Raw genomic sequence first — 15,982 nt, forward strand, 5'->3', positions numbered from 1 at the left:
CATAATAATAGTAAAAAGAGGAAATATGCTGCGAAATAAAGAGGATAATATTGTAAGATGGTTGTAAGGAGGGGGAGGAAGAAATGCTAACTTGGATCATGATCGTTGTATTACTTGTAGTGATTACTGTCATTGCGACGGTGTTAATTGGGCGGAATGGTGATGCAAATTATAGCAAAGCGACAAAGGGGAATATTAAACGCTTAACAATGATTTATATTATACTAGCTGTCGTTTTAGTTGTTGGATTAGGGGTGTATATTTATTTTAAAGGTTAAATAAACTGAAAAATGTAAAAATCTTAAAATAGAAGTATGCTATAATATCAATATAGTTATTTGGTAATTAAGGAAAGGATTGGATGGAATGATTGAAATTACGAATGTGTCAAAAAGTTATAATGGGTCTACCTATGCAGTAAAAGACTTAAGTTTATCTGTACCTAGCGGCGAAATCTTTGGATTTTTAGGACCGAATGGTGCGGGTAAATCAACGACAATTAAGATGATTACTGGTATTCACGGGGTGGACAAAGGGACTATTACGATTAACGGAAAAAATATTATGGAAGAGCCGATGGAAGCGAAGAAGACGTTTGGTTATGTACCAGATAGTCCAGATATGTTTTTACGATTAAAAGGAATTGAATATTTAAACTTTATGGCCGATATGTATGAAGTGCCGAAAGAAGTACGACAAGAACGAATAGAGTCTTTAGCGAAGAAGTTTGATCTTTATAATGCTTTATCTGATCAAATTCAAAGTTATTCGCACGGTATGAGACAAAAAATCGTTATTATTGGTGTGCTCGTACATGAGCCAGATGTATGGATTTTAGATGAACCGTTAACTGGGCTTGATCCGAAATCTGCATATATTTTAAAAGAAATGATGAGAGAACATGCGGATAAAGGAAAGATTGTATTCTTCTCTACACACGTATTAGAAGTGGCAGAAAAATTATGTGACCGCGTCGCGATTATTAATAAGGGAAACCTTCAGTTCAAAGGGAATTTAGATGAAATGAGAGATCATTTTAAATCCAATGAATCACTTGAAAAAATGTTCTTGGAGATGACGGGCAATGAGTAAAATTTGGACGTTAACGAAAGTATTATTGAAATTAAATTATGCAGATTTTATAACAGATAAGAAGAAGCGATGGGCGTATGTATTTTCATTTGCAGCTATTTTATTTGTCGGCTTTTTACTGTTTGGTTCTATTACGCATGCAATGTATGAGGGAATGATACATTTAGGGCAAGATCCAGGAATGATTATCGCAATGGGACTTGCGATTGCGAGTATATGGGTATTTTTAATGAGTATTACGAACATTTTAACTGTATTTTACTACAGCAATGACATTGAAATGTTATTACCATTACCATTAAAACCAGCGCAAATTATTTCAGCCAAATTTTTAACAGTATTAATTACACAATACGTAATGAGTTCATTTATTTTATTACCGATCTTTATTACGTACGGTTTAAAAAGTGGAGCATTTATTACATATTACATATATATGATTTTCATTTACTTACTCTTCCCAATTGTGCCGTTAGTACTAGCTTCGTTACTGATGACAGTTATTATGAGGTATACAAATATAGCGAAAAATAAAGACCGAGGAAATATATTTATTGGAATCGTAAGTATACTATTTATTGTAGGAATTAACGTATTTTTGCAGTGGAAAAATAAAAGTTCGTTTTCTGAAGATGCAATTGCGGATTACCTTGCAAACAACCAGTCTTCTCTTTTAGTACAAATGACAAACTATTTTCCAACTACATATTTTGGAGCAGTAGCATTAGTAGAAAATGCAAATTGGAAGGGACCTTTATATGTAATAATCTTTGCAGTTATTTCATTTGTCTTCTTTGTGTTGTTTTATTACATAGCAGAGCGTACATATTTAAAAGGGGTTATTGGACTTTCAACGAGTACAGCAAAGAAACAAGTTATTTCGGCGGAAGGTTTACAGAAATCAACAGTACAAAGTTCGCATTTAAAAGCGTATGTGAAAAAAGAATTTAAAACGTTATTCCGTACACCACAATTTTTCTTAAATTGCATTGTACAAACTTTCGTTATGCCAATTATGTTGTTCTTTATTTTATTTGTGCAAGATGGAAACTTAAAGTTTATTACAGAGTATATTAACAATCCAAAGACAACAGGATTTGCAATTGGTGTTGGCCTTTGTGCATCGTTATTTTTAATGGGTAGTAACGTCATTGCAACAACGTCATTTTCGCGAGATGGAAGCTCTTGGTTTGTGAATCGTTATTTACCAGTAAAGGCTTCGGATATCTTTTTTGCGAAAGCAATCACTGCTTGGTTAATTAATGTGATCATTTTAGCAGTATTCGGTATTACGATGGCAGTTGTAGCTGGGATTTCTCCAGTCTTTATGATACTGTGGTTTTTACTAAGTGCGAACGGGTTGTTATTAATTAATTTAATCGGAACACGCTGGGACGCGCAAACTGCAGATATTCATTGGGATACAGAGCAGAAATTATTTAAAAGTCGATATACAACTTTATGGAATTTTTTAGCTAATATTTTAATAGCTTTAATTATTGTGGGGGGAGTAAGTGTATTATACTTCTTCCTTCATGTCGGACTGTGGGTTATGTTTATCGTTTTATTTGTAATGTTTACGATTGTAAATTATATCTTTATTAAAATGTTAAAATTAGGTGCTGAACGTATACTGTCAAATATTCAATAAGAAGATAGATCCTCTGTATTCATGCAGGGGATCTGTGTATAGATGGAGGAGAAAAAGGTGAAGAAAATAGCAATTGTAACAGGGGCAACTCGTCTGAATGGAATTGGTGCAGCTGTATGCAAGGTGCTTGCTCAAAAGGGGATAGACATTTTTTTCACGTACTGGCCAAAGTATGATAAAGCGATGCCATGGGGAATGAGTGATCAAGAACCCTTTTTGCTGAAAAAGGAAATTGAAAGTTACGATGTTCGATGTGAAATGGCAGAAATCAATTTATCGCAGTCTTATTCGCCAAATCGTTTGTTTTATATGGTATCAGAACGGTTAGGTGATCCATCTATTCTAGTTAATAATGCAGTATATTCTACTCATACGAGGATTGAGGAATTAGATGTAGAGCAATTGGATAAACATTATACAGTTAATGTTCGGGCTACTATGCTATTAAGTTCATTGTTTATAAAACATTATTCACTTAAAACGGGCGGGAGTATTATTAATCTTACTTCAGGACAGTCAGTAGGGCCAATGCCAGATGAACTAGCATATGCAGCAACGAAAGGGGCAATTGAAGCATTTACAAAGTCAGTAGCACCAGTAGCGATGGAGAAGGGGATTACTGTTAATGCCGTTGATCCAGGACCGACGAATACAGGATGGATTACAGAGGAGCTGAAGCATCATTTAGTATGGAAGTTCCCGCAAGGTAAAGTAGGAGAGCCGGTGGATGCTGCGCGCTTAATTTCTTTTTTAGTAAGTGAAGAAGCGAAATGGGTTACTGGGCAAGTCATTCACTCGAATGGTGGTTATTCATAAAAATATTATGTTAACAAATGTTGAGAAACAAAAAACGAAAGAAAATTTTATTTTTTTGTATAAATAAAATGTCAAGAAAGATAAAAATTTGATAGAAGAGTATATCGTCATATGAAGATAGTAATTCTTAATGTGACAATATACTCTTTTTCTTTTACTTGCGAGTAGAAAAATGAAGTAGAAGAAACTCGAATATTAAAATGAGTTTATCAGTTTTTGTACGTATTATTATGAAGATTACTGTCGGAAAGATGATAATTCGTATGAAAAGGGATTTTTTAAGGGGGAATCGAATCGTAAAGGGGAGGATAAATTATGTAAAACATAGGGGGATTTATATGAAAATGAAAAAGGTCGCTATCGCATCGATAACAATTGGTACAATGCTTACTATGGCAGCTTGTAGTCCTTCAGCAGATAAAGAAACGGAAAAGAAAGAGCAAGTAACTGCGCAAAATGATGGAGAAGCAAAAACGACAAGTGCAGATGAAGCGTCAAAAACAACGAAAGATACTGAAAAAGAAACAAATACTTCTTCAAATGAAAAAACAGATAAGGATGCAAAAAATACGAAAGAATCATCAGGGACAGAAAGTAACGGCAAAACGTCAACTCAAAACGAAAATGTAAAAACAAAAGAAAAAGAGACGACAGGAAAAACGAATGATCAAACGACTAGCGGGAAAATAACAGATCAAAGCACAAGTACAAGCACAAACAATAACGGAAAGACAACGAAAGATCCGAAGAAAAGTGTTGCTGTGAAAACGAATGTTAAAGAAGTTGTAGCATTAATTGATAGCTTGGACAAGCAGTTAGCTGCTAATCCAAAATTGGAAACAGTGAATAAGCTTGGCAAACAAATTAATGAAAAGTGGGATGTGATTGAAAAAGAGCTAGAAGCATCACATCCGACGGATTCTAAAACAATCGGTCAAAGTATGTATCCGTTAATTGTAGGAGCGGAGAAAGAAAAAATCGATATTAATAAAATGAAATCATTAACGATGAAAACGAAAAAAGATTTAAATCAGTTATTGACGAAACTTTCATAGTTTCAAAAGCCTACTCGTGTGAGTAGGCCTTTTTTAGGTTGTTGTAATGTGCATAGTATAACTTATTTATTTTCATTTTCAATTACGATGCGAAAGGAACTGAATGTTTGTTGACTGATATAATCTTCTTCGCTAACTTTATAAGGAAATGGAAAAGCGACGAGTTGCAAATTACTTTCCTGATCCACTGAAGGCAATGTGAAATTAAAGATTTGCCTCGTTTCAGGTGCAACCTTAGTATAAACGACTTTTCTATTGTTAAATATTTCAACTTGTTTCCAATCTTTAAAAGCCACGATTGCGTAAGTCATTTCATCATTTGTTTCATTACCGTTTGATAAAATTAATTGCTTGCCTTCCTTTTCAAAGAAGACAGTTTGTAAGTTCTCTTCACGGTTCGTAACAAATAATGGTTCGTAAAGACCATCTTTTAGAATAGCATCTGGATCTATAAGGGAGAGTTTTATTTTTTCGTTTTCTTTCTGAAGAGGATGCATTGAATATCGCATACTTAGAATATCTTCTAAAATAGCTGCTTTATTTAAGTTATTATCTTTTAATTTGTATTCAGGTTTTTTAATTATTAAAAAGGTTAATTCACTTGCATTAGGAGAAGTGTGTAAAGAGATTTTCGTAGTCATTGAACTGTTTGGTTTCATATCAAAAAAATAGTGTGATATTTCAGTAGTAGTATCTTCTATTTTAAAAGGTTTTTGTTCGTAATCTTCTAGAACAATTAATCCATATTTTCGGTTTTCATTAATAGTATGTACGAATGATAATGTTACATTAATTTTATTATCCTCACTAGTAATTGTACTACCATTGTTAATATGTTGGCCTTGATTATCCTTCAATCCGTAAGAAATAGTATTGGTTTGTTGCTCTCGTTTATTTTCTATGGAAGGTGGATGAGGTTGTATGAATGAAGTATTGAACAAAATATAAATTGTAAGTAATGAAATAAGTAAAACACCGCTAATAATATATATTTGTTTCATAAATAGCACCTCAATATATGTAAAATATTAGAGAAAAAAGATATGCAAGATGCATATCTTTTTTCTCTTTCTTACCAGAAAGCTTTTGTTTCGTGATTCACATCATTATAACCACTTAATTTATAGGTATGATTACCGATAGCGTAATCATCTCCATAATAAATGCTTGTGTTGGTCGCTGTAGCACTTACAAAGGATGATTTTTTTGCACTATTACTTTTCGTATTCACTAATGAGCCATCGCCATTGAAAGTTCTTGCTTTTGCATAAACATAGTCTTCGGTCGTAGTTGATTTCGATTTAGCAACTGCATATGGGTTACCAAAAAAGGGAGTATATACGCTAATGTTAGAGTCATTCTTAGGTGCAGCTGCAATAGTCAAACTAGGAACACTAGATGTTTTTGTTGATTGAATTGTATCAAAGTCAACTAAAACGGGCTGCTTGTCTACAGTATCGACCTCTGAAGCACTTGCGTTATTAGTAAAACCAAAACCTAAAACCGCTAACCCTAAAGTTGTCACCGATAAAGATTTTTTCATATTCACTAATTTTCCCACCTTTTTAAATTTTTGAGTTCGAACTCAATTCATACAATATATGAAAATTTCGAAACTCTCAATGGTTTATCCCATACTTAACGTTTCTTTTACTTTCGATTCAACATGTCTTCATTTGCAAAAAAGCGAATATATCTTCTAATGCTTAGCCAGCAAGGGATACAGGTTTAATTTTATGAAATTCATGTAAATTTAAATCTATTCATGTCAGAATCTCTGTTATTTTTAAGTCCATATGGGAAACTTATTAAAAAAAGGATGGTGACAAAAATGACAATCGATCGAATTTGTACAATTGGACCCGCAAGTAATAATAAAGAAACATTAGCACAGTTAATAAAGAATGGTATGAAAATTGTTCGACTGAATTTATCGCATGGCACGCATGAAAGTCATAAAGACATCATTCGTTTAGTGAAATCATTAGATGACTCTATTAAATTTTTGGGTGATGTACAAGGTCCTAAAATAAGATTAGGTGAAGTGAAGGGAGAGCAAATTACACTTCAGGCAGGAGATTCTTTTATTTTACATACACAACCAGTTACAGGGAGTAATACAGAAGCGAGTGTTGATTATGAAGGAATTGCGAATGATGTGAAAGTAGGCAGTAGAATTTTAATTAATGATGGAGAAGTTGAATTAATTGTTGAAAAGATAAGTACGGACAAAATAGAAACGAAGGTAAAAACAGGTGGCAATATCTCATCTCATAAAGGAGTTAATTTACCAGATGCGGCTGTTCGTTTACCAGCTATTACAGAGAAAGATAAAAAAGATATTCAGTTTCTTTTAGAAGAGAATGTTGATTTTATCGCGTGTTCTTTCGTAAGAAAACCTAGTCATATAAAAGAAATACGAGATTTTATACAACAGTATAAAGAAACGTCACCTAATGTAATTGCAAAAATAGAAACGATGGAAGCAATCGAGAATTTTCAAGATATATGTAAAGAAGCAGATGGAATTATGATTGCAAGGGGCGATTTAGGAGTAGAGTTACCGTATCAATGCATTCCGCTTTTACAGAAAATGATGATTCAGGAATGTAATCGAACGAATACATATGTCATTACAGCAACACAAATGCTTCAATCTATGGTAGATCATTCTATTCCAACAAGGGCAGAGGTGACTGATGTGTTTCAAGCTGTACTGGACGGGACGAATGCAGTTATGCTTTCAGCTGAAAGTGCATCAGGAGAGCATCCAATCGAAAGTGTGAGAACATTACGTCTCGTTTCAGAATTTGCGGAACATGTTAAAAAAGATGGACCTTTTGCGATGAAAGATGTACTGCAATTACTGCGTGAGTCTCTGGATGAGTAATAAATAAAAAGAGGGCGGATATACATCCGCCCGCGTGTTTTTCATTCATACTATTCTTGCTCTTGCTCATCCAAAATCTTTTCAAACGCAGTAGATACTTTATCAAACTCTTCATCATTTTCAATGTATGAAAACTCATTATCTTCTTCTACTTTTAAAAAGAAAATATCAATGTCTTCCTCAGTTTCTGTTTGGATATCTTCAACAAAGGCAACAGCAATATACTCTGCACCTTCGACATCCATCGCTCCAAGTACTTCTACTTCTTGCTCTTCGTTATTCTCATCACTAAGAGTAAACACTTCGCCAACTTCAATATCAGACATATTCATTCTCCTCCTGTTCGACTCTAAAAATAGAGCACTCAAACTGTATACATACTAACATATCTTTCCATGAAAAACCAAATTCATACATAAGAAAAACGACTGATAGTTCTTTAGTATAAGTATCCAGCTATTAGGAGCATTATTTGTCTGTGCTATATTACTTAATCCATTCAACAATTGTATCCATAGTCTGTCTTGTTTTATCACGCTTTGGCTCTTCTTTACGGTAACCAAAGGCAACCATAACTGATACTTCAAAGTTATCGTCTTGTATAATGCCTTCTTGACGAAGTAAAGAATCTACTTCCTCTTTATCAAATCCTTCTATTGGACAAGAATCAATACCGATTTGAGCTGCGCTCGTCATCATATTACCTAAAGCAATATAAGTTTGTTTAGATGCCCAATCAAATACAGCACGATCGGATTGTAATAAGTTAAAATCTGTTTCCTGGAACTTTTTGAAGAATTCATATCTAATTTTTTGAGTGTCTTCAGGCAATCCAATAATATCGTTCATCATATATTTAATATACTCTGCATCATAATGCATATCTTTAATGTTTCTTGAAAGAACAATAACAAAATGACTAGCTGTTGCAAGTTGCCCACCAGCGCCCCATGAATACGGTTGTAGTTTTTCTCTTAATTCTTTATTTTGTACGACAATAAATTTCCAAGGCTCATATCCAAAAGAAGAAGGAGATAATCTGCCTGTTTCTAAAATAAATTTAAAATCCTCTTCTGAAATTTTGTGCATAGGATCGAATTCTTTACATGCATGTCTGAAATGAAAAGCCTCCATAATCTTTTCTTTTGTAATTTCGTTTGTATTTGTCATAAAAGTTCCTCTTTTCATGAATTTATTTTTGTAAGTAAATTATATTTTTAAAGTAACATAGATACAAGTACGCACATTTATGTGGTATAGTATCAAAAAAGATACTATTGTTAAGGGAAGGGATTTATTATGGATTGTCCAAACGAAAATAATATAAATTACCCATTTTTAAATAAATATTCTTGTCCAGTTGAAGCTATGGTTGAGGTGATTGGAGGGAAATGGAAAGGGGTAATTTTGTATCATTTATTAGATGGTACAAAGCGCTTTAATGAATTAAAAAGATTAAAACCAAATATCACACAAAGAATGTTAACGCTGCAGCTGAGAGAACTTGAAGCTGATGGCATTATACATCGTGAAGTATACCGTGAAGTGCCACCTAAAGTTGAATATTCGTTAACTGAGCTTGGTGAATCACTACGTCCAGTGATTCTATTAATGATGGAATGGGCAACTCATAATATGGAGAAAGTTTTGGAGAGTAGGAATACGAAAAATAATAATTAAGAGTTGAAATTGTTATAGAAGAAATAATTGTAGAAATAAAAGGTGCTTTCATACGTGAAAACACCTTTTATTTCTATATTTTTTACTTTTTAACTTCAACTGCTGAAGTTGGAAAGTTATTTAAGTTTGCAGTTTGACCATACCAATCAGCATGTTTAAAAACAACACCTTTTCCATATCCGTCAGTTGAAGTACGTTCCCATAGTGTTGTTGAATAGCTAGCAGTAGGAGCTGCTGTACGTATAGAAACAATTTGATTTTGCCAACTAGCAGACAAGTTTTTATAACCGCTACTTAGTGAAAAATACTCGCTACCTTGATTTGTGAGTTTATAGAAGTCTGTACTACCAGGTCCGCTTCCTCCAACACCAAGGGGAGTGATTGAATGATTCAACCTTTGTTTATCTTTTTCAATAAAAGACTCTAAACTTTCTTTGCTCGAAAATCCATAAGATAACCAGTCTCCATTTTGATTTTGTTTCGGTAGAACTAACGTTATTTTTACGTCTTCCCTTGATGGAGCACTCAATTTGTTAAACGAATCAACAGTCTTTTCATCTACAGTTACATATTCGAAAGAGGAAATCGTATAATCTTTTTCGGTACTAGCTGATACTAATCCCATTCCTCCAGTTAACGACGAAACAGTTAATAATGCACCTGCTACCAACTTTTTAAGCATGGATTCATCTCCTTAAAACTTAGATTTTTTACATAACTAAAATGTATGTTAATTCGAATGTATTATAAATATTTAGAAATTTATAAAAATTAAACAGAATATTCTTTTATTATTCTGGAGTAAGGAGGGGAATTTAAAAAAGGATTTACTTAAAAAGTAAATCCTTTTTGGGTGTTAGCAATGAAGTTATTGTGTAAGTTTTGCAATTTGCTAACCGACTTCAAAACTCTACTGATTAAAGTTTCATTTCATCCTGTTATGAATCATACACTTCTTTTGCATTCGTAGAAGCAGCATCTAATAAAAGGAAAATGGCTGCTATCATATGTAGAAAGATGTCTATATAAGGAAAGAAGGCAACTAGAGTAACGATAATACCGATATAATGAGGGTACGTATTCATGCCTTCTTTTTTAGCTAATAAAATAGTATTGATATGTAAAACAATCAATAGTAGTAAAGGTAACCCATATAGGTTAACAAGACTTGGAAATACATAATAACAAGGAAGTAATAAAAGATGATAGATCCCTGTAGTCCACTTTAGTGCTTGAATGTAGGTTTTCAAAGTGAATCCTCCTAAAACAATTCGTATCTATATATTACCAAAAAAAATAGATAATTGGATATTGTTTATTTGTATTTTTAATAGAATATAATAATTTTATGTAAACTAATTGTTGGGTATCTATAAAATAGAAAAACCACCCAAACGAGGGTGGTTCGTATTATAAATAATTACTTAAAGAAGAAATCGGAACCTTCACCTCACTACCTTCCTTCATATTCCGCAACACAACAGTGTTTGTACTAAGTTCGTTTTCCCCAATAATAAGCACATAAGGGATATTCTCTTTATTGGCATAATTAAGGGCACGTTTTAATTTGCGTCCTGCTAGTTCTAGTTCGACTTTTAAGGAAGTGGTAGAACGTAATTGCTGGGCAATTGGTAAGCATTGTAACTCTGTCCCGAGTGGGATGATAAATAGATCCGCTGTAGATGAGATTGTTTCTTTCTGCGATAGTGCTGTATAAATAACGTCTAAACCGAATGAAATACCGACTGTTGGATAGTTCATATTATCACCACGGAATGCTCCGATAATGTTATCGTAACGGCCGCCGCTACCGATGCTAGATGTAATCGATCTATCTTTTAAAAAGATTTCATATACAGTACCTGTATACATTGTGAGTCCTCGCGCTAAAAACGGGTTGAATATCGTATTTTCATTTATTCCAAGGGCGATTAAATATTGCTGTAATTGTTGTAATTCGTTTACTCCATCGGCAACGAGTGGATTATTGAAAGCTTCTTTAAAGTCAGCGATAGTAAGCTTTAGACAAGATAATACGGTATTACATATCGTATCAGCCATTTCTTCAGAAATCCCGCGCTCTAATACATCTTTTCGTACACCATCAATCCCAATCTTTTCGATTTTATCTAATGACAAAATGACGTCACTCGTTAACTCAGTAGGGATGTTAATAGACTCGAGAATACCGTTTAATAATTTTCGGTTGTTATATTGGATCGTTACTTCTAAGTTTAACGTTTGGAACAGTTCAAACGCCATACTCATAAGTTCAGCTTCTGCCATGACAGACTCAACACCGACGATATCAACGTCGCATTGTATAAATTCACGAAATCTTCCTTGTTTAATTGGCCCATCTCGAAATACTTTCCCAATCTCATAACGTTTAAAAGGGAGGCGGAGGTTCGGATTCATTGCCACGACTTTTGCGAATGGAATTGTCAAATCGTATCGTAAGGCAAGGTCGCGTTTTCCTTGATCCTGAAGTGTATATATTTCTTTTAATATTTCATCACCACCGCCGTACTTGTATGACATAAGCTCATACATATTTAACGTTGGTGTTTCTAACGGTTTGCATCCGTATCGTTCAAACGTATCTTCACAAGCTCTTTTAATTTTATTTCGCAGCACTTGCTCCTCTGGTAAATAGTCTTTCGTTCCCTTTACATTTCTCATTTCCATCATAATCACTCCTTTTTCAAATTAAAAAAAGCTATGCAGGTATATAAATACCCACATAGCTTTATGAACGCTTCGTGGGTCAACAGGAAAAGCCCTGTACCCACGAAGAAAAATTTTTCTTCGGATACACGGCGTTACGTATGATGATGAAGTTGGAAAGAAGTATTAAAATTTCGCATTACAAATCTCTCCTTAACGTAAGTTTTTCCAAATTATATCAGATGATTTTTGAATTATCAATATTTTTAGTTTTGAAATATACGTGAAGTTATGTAGGAGAAATGGAAAAGGGTGTATAATAAAACTTAATAATATGAAATAACCTTTTAAGGAGATCACTATGAAAAAAGATAAAACAAATGCGATGCGAATATTAGATAAAGAAAAAATTGAATATTCGATGATGTCATATGATCCAGACGATGGGAAAATTGATGGCGTATCAGTAGCCGAGAAAATTGGACGAGAAGTGAGAGAAGTATATAAAACGTTAATCGCTCAAGGGAATAGTAAAAATTATCATGTGTTTATTATTCCGGTAGATGAGGAACTAAATTTAAAAGCTGCCGCAAAAGCAGTAAGTGAAAAGAAAATTGAAATGATTCCTGTTAAAGATATTACGAAAGTGTCAGGATATATTCGCGGTGGTTGTTCACCAGTCGGAATGAAGAAGTTATTTTCTACATGTATTGATGAAAGTGCCCAATCACTTGAAACGATGATAGTAAGTGGCGGGAAAATTGGTATACAAATTGAGCTTAAAGTAGATGACTTGGCGAAAGTGACGAGAGCGCAGTTTGGAGAGGTAACGAAGTAAATATACATAGGAAAAGAAGTTCTAGTTTTATCCCGCTATTTGCCGGGCAGTAAGACCCTCATCTCAAATTTCGGCGGAAGCAAAGAAATTAGGTGGGGATCAACTGCCCGTAAAAGCCCGATTGGTGAGGGCTGATTGTCCTTTTTTATTTACAAACTGGATAAAGATTGAATGTTTAGTTTGATATAGGCATGTAATCTGAATTGTTTGTTTGGCTTTGGGAGAAGGTAAAACCTCGATGCAAGAACTTGAAATAAACAAGCAGGGTTTATTCCTAAAGATAGACAAAGAACCGGAGAGTGTTTAATGAGGAGTCAAGCAATATCCATAAGAAAGCACCAATTGGGGGATGCCAGTATTTTTGAAAAAACACGCTAATAGTATGCAAGATTTTATACAGTTTTTTGGCTAATCCAGTAACAAACAAGAGCACTAAAACCACGTTAGGATAGGAATGTATATAATATGTATAGATTCATAGAACTAAAAAAGGGTTCACTTGTGAGAGCAGGGTTGTCCTTTTTCCTCGCTAACGCTAATGATGGGTTATGTTAACCTCATATGTATAGAATATACAGTTAACTAAAAATGAAAAGTTTACAATTAAAAATGAACAATAAAAAACAGTAATGTAAAATCACTACTGTTTTTTATTGTTTCTTATAAGTGAATCATTTGTACTCCTGTCTATATAATTTAAACGAATAAATAGCTCCAATAAAGAATACAAAAGCTTCAAATAATATAAAGATTTGACGAAAATTCTCAATATCTTTACCAACTAAAGAAATAAATATAGCATTCATTAGAATTTGAGTAGTAAACATACGAGAAGTAATTTTTAAATAAATAGTATTTGTTCTTTCAACCGGTTTACCAATTTTTTTGTAAATAATAATAAGTGCAATTACTGAACCAAAAAATAGAAGTGCTGTAAGTCCTACAACGATATTAAAATTGGCTGTACTTTCTAACATCCATTTATTTAATAGATCGATCATTATTATCTTCCTTTCCTACATAAGAGAATATTTTGTTCTTCTTTTTCACTATAATAAAAAAAGGAAAAAGAAAACATCGAACTTTCTTACAAACATTCGTGTATTCTTACAGTTTTGTCATTTTGTAAATGTATTCACCGCCCTGTTTTTCACTATTTTCTTTGGAAAACATAGTGAATTACGAGAAAGAGCGCTACAAGATCAACTTCTGAGAACAAAAATTATGTAAATAAGCTGTTCACTGGATTCTCATAGAAAACTTTGGTGAGATAAAATTTTTGATTTTGTAGCACTTTAAAATCTTAGCTAGAGGGCTATTTATCGGTTTCTCACAATAAAAAGGCAGGAACATATCAAATATGTTCCTGCCTTTGATTTTATTAAGTTTAATATCTATGACCTAAATATAATAGAATTTGGAGCTTCTTTTTATTTTAAGTAAATTGGGTAATTAGACTATAACATTAATGTTTATCGTTGAATATAATAATAATATAATGGAGGTGATGTTATATGGCTCTTACTACAGGACCAATTGAAAACGTAGGAAATCAACCTGCTAATGCAAATAAAGTTAGGGTGAAGATCCTTAACCGTACTGCGGGCCCACTTACTGGAGTAGCTAGAGTTTTTAGACTTGACGGTTCATTAGTATTAATTGAACAGGTAAACTTCAATGTGAATTCTAATGCTTCTACTTTTGCAACTCTAAGTTTAGTTCATCCTGCTCTTGGACAAGCATTTGAATATGAAGTTCAAATTGTTCCTAATCAACCTGGTGGACTATATAGTGTTTATGGACTAACAGCTGAAAATGTTATTATTACTGCACAACGTGTTGTGAACTCAGAATTGACACAGTTTCTTTAATTAAAATAGATTGGTGCCTACATGGTATCCAATCTATTTTTGTACGTATTATTCAGAGAAAGAAAGGTTTTACACAAAAATAAAGATAGTTATGGAAAAGGGAAAAGTCGAGCTATCATCTTAATTTTTATTATTTCTGTCTTAGACCGTATCTGTTTTGTGGCACGGTTTTCTTTGAATGCATTTTATTCAAACTGTTTTTTAAAGTATTTATCAAATATGCATTATTGCATAAATAAATTTAAATTTATAAGTTAATATTAAACTACTTTTTAGTTGTAAAGAATATGTTAATAATCTTTATAAGAAAAGGATATTCCTTGTAAAAAGTGAAATTGTTTGGAATGTGAATAAACAAAAAGTTTAGAAGTGATACAGACTGGATAGAGTCTTGTATTAAATAAACAGAAAAGGGGTATGGGTTTCTAAAAGGTTTCGGGGGTTAGAAAGCACTTTTTAGTTAATAGCTTTAAATTATATTTTAAAGGGGAATGGGTATATGAAGTTTCGAAATACAAAGATCGCTATGGTTACACTATCTTCATTTTTTATTTTAGGTTCTGCATCTCTATCATTCACAGATACTATACACGGTGAAGTGGTTCCTGCATCAGCACAGGAGATTATTGTAAAAAATTATGACGATACATATTATAATAACGCAATAGGAAAAACGGGGTTAGAATTAAAGAAGGAACTGCATAATATTATTGATAATCATACAAAGTTATCATACAGTGCGGTTTGGGAAGCGTTAAGAGATACTGATGAAGATCCAAATAATAAAAATAATGTGATACTCTTATATACTGGTCGTTCGCAAGGGAAACTTACGAATGGATCAGGAGTAAATAACTGGAACCGAGAGCATGTTTGGGCAAAATCTCACGGTGACTTTGGAACGACTGCAGGACCTGGAACAGATCTACATCATTTAAGAGCGACGGATGTATCTGTAAATAGTTCACGTGGAAATCTAGATTTTGATAACGGTGGTGTAAATCATTCTGAAGCGACAGAATGTAAATATGATAGTGATTCTTGGGAACCTCGTGATAGTGTAAAAGGAGATATTGCTAGAATGCTGTTTTATATGGCTGTTCGTTACGAGGGGGACAACGGCGAAATAGATTTAGAACTAAATGAAAAAGTGAATAACAATAAAGATCCATACATGGGGAAACTATCTGTTTTATTAAAATGGAATGAACAAGACCCGGTCGATGATTTAGAGCGAAAGCGTAATGAAGTGATTTTTACAAAATATCAACATAACCGCAATCCTTTTATTGATCATCCAGAATGGGTAAATAAAATCTGGAACTAAGATTTTTAAAGGTATTATATTTTGATAAAAGGGATTGATCATTATGATCAATCCCTTCTTATATTTTTACTAGAATAAATGATTTTTATAGGACT

Annotated in this window: 18 protein-coding genes and 1 pseudogene; 11 read left to right on the forward strand and 8 right to left on the reverse strand. The window is 33.2% G+C overall.

All coding sequences use genetic code 11. The features are described 5' to 3' along the window. The first annotated feature begins 83 nt into the window (after positions 1-83). The 5 genes from DN401_RS05445 to DN401_RS05465 all read left to right on the forward strand — a co-directional run bounded on the left by DN401_RS05445 (position 84) and on the right by DN401_RS05465 (position 4,614). Positions 84-278 (forward strand): hypothetical protein, encoded by a 195-nt coding sequence (locus tag DN401_RS05445; RefSeq protein ID WP_000958863.1) that lies wholly within the window; start codon positions 84-86, stop codon positions 276-278. A gap of 88 nt (positions 279-366) precedes the next feature. Continuing rightward, positions 367-1,092, forward strand: a complete 726-nt coding sequence (locus tag DN401_RS05450; RefSeq protein ID WP_000570206.1) for an ABC transporter ATP-binding protein — start codon at positions 367-369, stop codon at positions 1,090-1,092. Next, the gene (locus DN401_RS05455) at positions 1,085-2,743 is read left to right on the forward strand and encodes a putative ABC transporter permease subunit (protein WP_000036885.1); all 1,659 of its coding nucleotides are present in this window, start codon (positions 1,085-1,087) and stop codon (positions 2,741-2,743) included. Before DN401_RS05450 ends, DN401_RS05455 begins: the two co-directional genes overlap by 8 nt. A 57-nt stretch (positions 2,744-2,800) precedes the next feature. Beyond that, positions 2,801-3,559 (forward strand): SDR family oxidoreductase, encoded by a 759-nt coding sequence (locus DN401_RS05460; protein ID WP_000716965.1) that lies wholly within the window; start codon positions 2,801-2,803, stop codon positions 3,557-3,559. A gap of 338 nt (positions 3,560-3,897) precedes the next feature. Beyond that, positions 3,898-4,614 (forward strand): hypothetical protein, encoded by a 717-nt coding sequence (locus DN401_RS05465; protein ID WP_000782541.1) that lies wholly within the window; start codon positions 3,898-3,900, stop codon positions 4,612-4,614. A gap of 62 nt (positions 4,615-4,676) precedes the next feature. Here the strand turns inward: DN401_RS05465 and DN401_RS05470 are convergent, their stop codons facing one another. Both DN401_RS05470 and DN401_RS05475 read right to left on the reverse strand, forming a co-directional pair. Next, on the reverse strand, positions 4,677-5,615 hold the full coding sequence (locus tag DN401_RS05470; RefSeq protein WP_000810160.1) for a hypothetical protein: 939 nt from the start codon (positions 5,613-5,615) through the stop codon (positions 4,677-4,679). Positions 5,616-5,686: 71 nt separating this feature from the next. Continuing rightward, the gene (locus DN401_RS05475) at positions 5,687-6,163 is read right to left on the reverse strand and encodes a hypothetical protein (RefSeq protein ID WP_001056353.1); all 477 of its coding nucleotides are present in this window, start codon (positions 6,161-6,163) and stop codon (positions 5,687-5,689) included. A gap of 282 nt (positions 6,164-6,445) precedes the next feature. Between DN401_RS05475 and DN401_RS05480 the strand changes: the two genes are divergently transcribed. Then, positions 6,446-7,504 carry a pyruvate kinase gene (locus DN401_RS05480; RefSeq protein ID WP_000151079.1) on the forward strand — a complete coding sequence of 353 codons (1,059 nt, stop codon included), beginning with the start codon at positions 6,446-6,448 and terminating at the stop codon, positions 7,502-7,504. 50 nt (positions 7,505-7,554) lie between these two features. On the opposite strand, the gene DN401_RS05485 is transcribed toward DN401_RS05480, so the two are convergent. Both DN401_RS05485 and DN401_RS05490 read right to left on the reverse strand, forming a co-directional pair. Then, the gene (locus DN401_RS05485) at positions 7,555-7,836 is read right to left on the reverse strand and encodes a DUF1292 domain-containing protein (RefSeq protein ID WP_002026117.1); all 282 of its coding nucleotides are present in this window, start codon (positions 7,834-7,836) and stop codon (positions 7,555-7,557) included. A 154-nt stretch (positions 7,837-7,990) separates the two neighbouring features. Further along, complete coding sequence (locus DN401_RS05490; protein ID WP_000185713.1) at positions 7,991-8,674, reverse strand: NAD(P)H-dependent oxidoreductase; 684 nt, start codon at positions 8,672-8,674, stop codon at positions 7,991-7,993. Between the two features lie 129 nt (positions 8,675-8,803). Here DN401_RS05490 and DN401_RS05495 point away from each other — a divergent pair, with 129 nt between their 5' ends. Next, entirely contained in the window at positions 8,804-9,184 is a 381-nt protein-coding gene (locus tag DN401_RS05495; protein ID WP_000340580.1) for a winged helix-turn-helix transcriptional regulator, read from the forward strand. 82 nt (positions 9,185-9,266) lie between these two features. On the opposite strand, the gene DN401_RS05500 is transcribed toward DN401_RS05495, so the two are convergent. The 3 genes from DN401_RS05500 to DN401_RS05510 form a co-directional block, all read right to left on the reverse strand. After that, complete coding sequence (locus tag DN401_RS05500; RefSeq protein ID WP_149287623.1) at positions 9,267-9,866, reverse strand: hypothetical protein; 600 nt, start codon at positions 9,864-9,866, stop codon at positions 9,267-9,269. A 256-nt stretch (positions 9,867-10,122) separates the two neighbouring features. Beyond that, positions 10,123-10,434, reverse strand: coding sequence for a hypothetical protein (locus DN401_RS05505; RefSeq protein WP_000860725.1), 312 nt, complete (start codon positions 10,432-10,434; stop codon positions 10,123-10,125). Between the two features lie 160 nt (positions 10,435-10,594). Then, a complete protein-coding gene (locus tag DN401_RS05510; protein WP_000425985.1) occupies positions 10,595-11,872 on the reverse strand; it encodes a histidine--tRNA ligase in 1,278 nt (425 codons plus the stop codon). Between the two features lie 340 nt (positions 11,873-12,212). Here DN401_RS05510 and ybaK point away from each other — a divergent pair, with 340 nt between their 5' ends. Next, positions 12,213-12,689, forward strand: a complete 477-nt coding sequence (gene ybaK / locus DN401_RS05515) for a Cys-tRNA(Pro) deacylase (protein ID WP_000710860.1) — start codon at positions 12,213-12,215, stop codon at positions 12,687-12,689. A 671-nt stretch (positions 12,690-13,360) separates the two neighbouring features. Here the strand turns inward: ybaK and DN401_RS05520 are convergent. Then, on the reverse strand, positions 13,361-13,690 hold the full coding sequence (locus DN401_RS05520) for a hypothetical protein (RefSeq protein ID WP_000566269.1): 330 nt from the start codon (positions 13,688-13,690) through the stop codon (positions 13,361-13,363). Positions 13,691-13,829: 139 nt separating this feature from the next. On the opposite strand from DN401_RS05520, the pseudogene DN401_RS30445 reads away from it, so the two are divergent. The 3 genes and pseudogenes from DN401_RS30445 to DN401_RS05535 form a co-directional block, all read left to right on the forward strand. After that, positions 13,830-13,916 (forward strand): annotated as a pseudogene (locus tag DN401_RS30445) (transposase); the annotation flags it as partial. Between the two features lie 287 nt (positions 13,917-14,203). Continuing rightward, positions 14,204-14,560, forward strand: coding sequence for a hypothetical protein (locus DN401_RS05530; protein ID WP_001229415.1), 357 nt, complete (start codon positions 14,204-14,206; stop codon positions 14,558-14,560). Between the two features lie 499 nt (positions 14,561-15,059). Next, a complete protein-coding gene (locus DN401_RS05535; RefSeq protein ID WP_000672193.1) occupies positions 15,060-15,887 on the forward strand; it encodes an endonuclease I family protein in 828 nt (275 codons plus the stop codon). Positions 15,888-15,982: the final 95 nt, after the last annotated feature.

The sequence above is a fragment of the Bacillus sp. BF2-3 genome (assembly GCF_008368795.1).
In the GTDB taxonomy this organism is placed as follows: domain Bacteria; phylum Bacillota; class Bacilli; order Bacillales; family Bacillaceae_G; genus Bacillus_A; species Bacillus_A cereus.

Coding starts and splice junctions, on each gene's coding strand:
- DN401_RS05445 (WP_000958863.1), top strand. CDS start 84: ATGCTAACTTGGATCATGATCGTTGTATTACTTGTAGTGATTACTGTC.
- DN401_RS05450 (WP_000570206.1), top strand. CDS start 367: ATGATTGAAATTACGAATGTGTCAAAAAGTTATAATGGGTCTACCTAT.
- DN401_RS05455 (WP_000036885.1), top strand. CDS start 1,085: ATGAGTAAAATTTGGACGTTAACGAAAGTATTATTGAAATTAAATTAT.
- DN401_RS05465 (WP_000782541.1), top strand. CDS start 3,898: ATGAAAATGAAAAAGGTCGCTATCGCATCGATAACAATTGGTACAATG.
- DN401_RS05470 (WP_000810160.1), bottom strand. CDS start 5,615: ATGAAACAAATATATATTATTAGCGGTGTTTTACTTATTTCATTACTT.
- DN401_RS05480 (WP_000151079.1), top strand. CDS start 6,446: ATGACAATCGATCGAATTTGTACAATTGGACCCGCAAGTAATAATAAA.
- DN401_RS05485 (WP_002026117.1), bottom strand. CDS start 7,836: ATGAATATGTCTGATATTGAAGTTGGCGAAGTGTTTACTCTTAGTGAT.
- DN401_RS05490 (WP_000185713.1), bottom strand. CDS start 8,674: ATGACAAATACAAACGAAATTACAAAAGAAAAGATTATGGAGGCTTTT.
- DN401_RS05495 (WP_000340580.1), top strand. CDS start 8,804: ATGGATTGTCCAAACGAAAATAATATAAATTACCCATTTTTAAATAAA.
- DN401_RS05500 (WP_149287623.1), bottom strand. CDS start 9,866: ATGCTTAAAAAGTTGGTAGCAGGTGCATTATTAACTGTTTCGTCGTTA.
- DN401_RS05510 (WP_000425985.1), bottom strand. CDS start 11,872: ATGGAAATGAGAAATGTAAAGGGAACGAAAGACTATTTACCAGAGGAG.
- ybaK (WP_000710860.1), top strand. CDS start 12,213: ATGAAAAAAGATAAAACAAATGCGATGCGAATATTAGATAAAGAAAAA.
- DN401_RS05520 (WP_000566269.1), bottom strand. CDS start 13,690: ATGATCGATCTATTAAATAAATGGATGTTAGAAAGTACAGCCAATTTT.
- DN401_RS05530 (WP_001229415.1), top strand. CDS start 14,204: ATGGCTCTTACTACAGGACCAATTGAAAACGTAGGAAATCAACCTGCT.
- DN401_RS05535 (WP_000672193.1), top strand. CDS start 15,060: ATGAAGTTTCGAAATACAAAGATCGCTATGGTTACACTATCTTCATTT.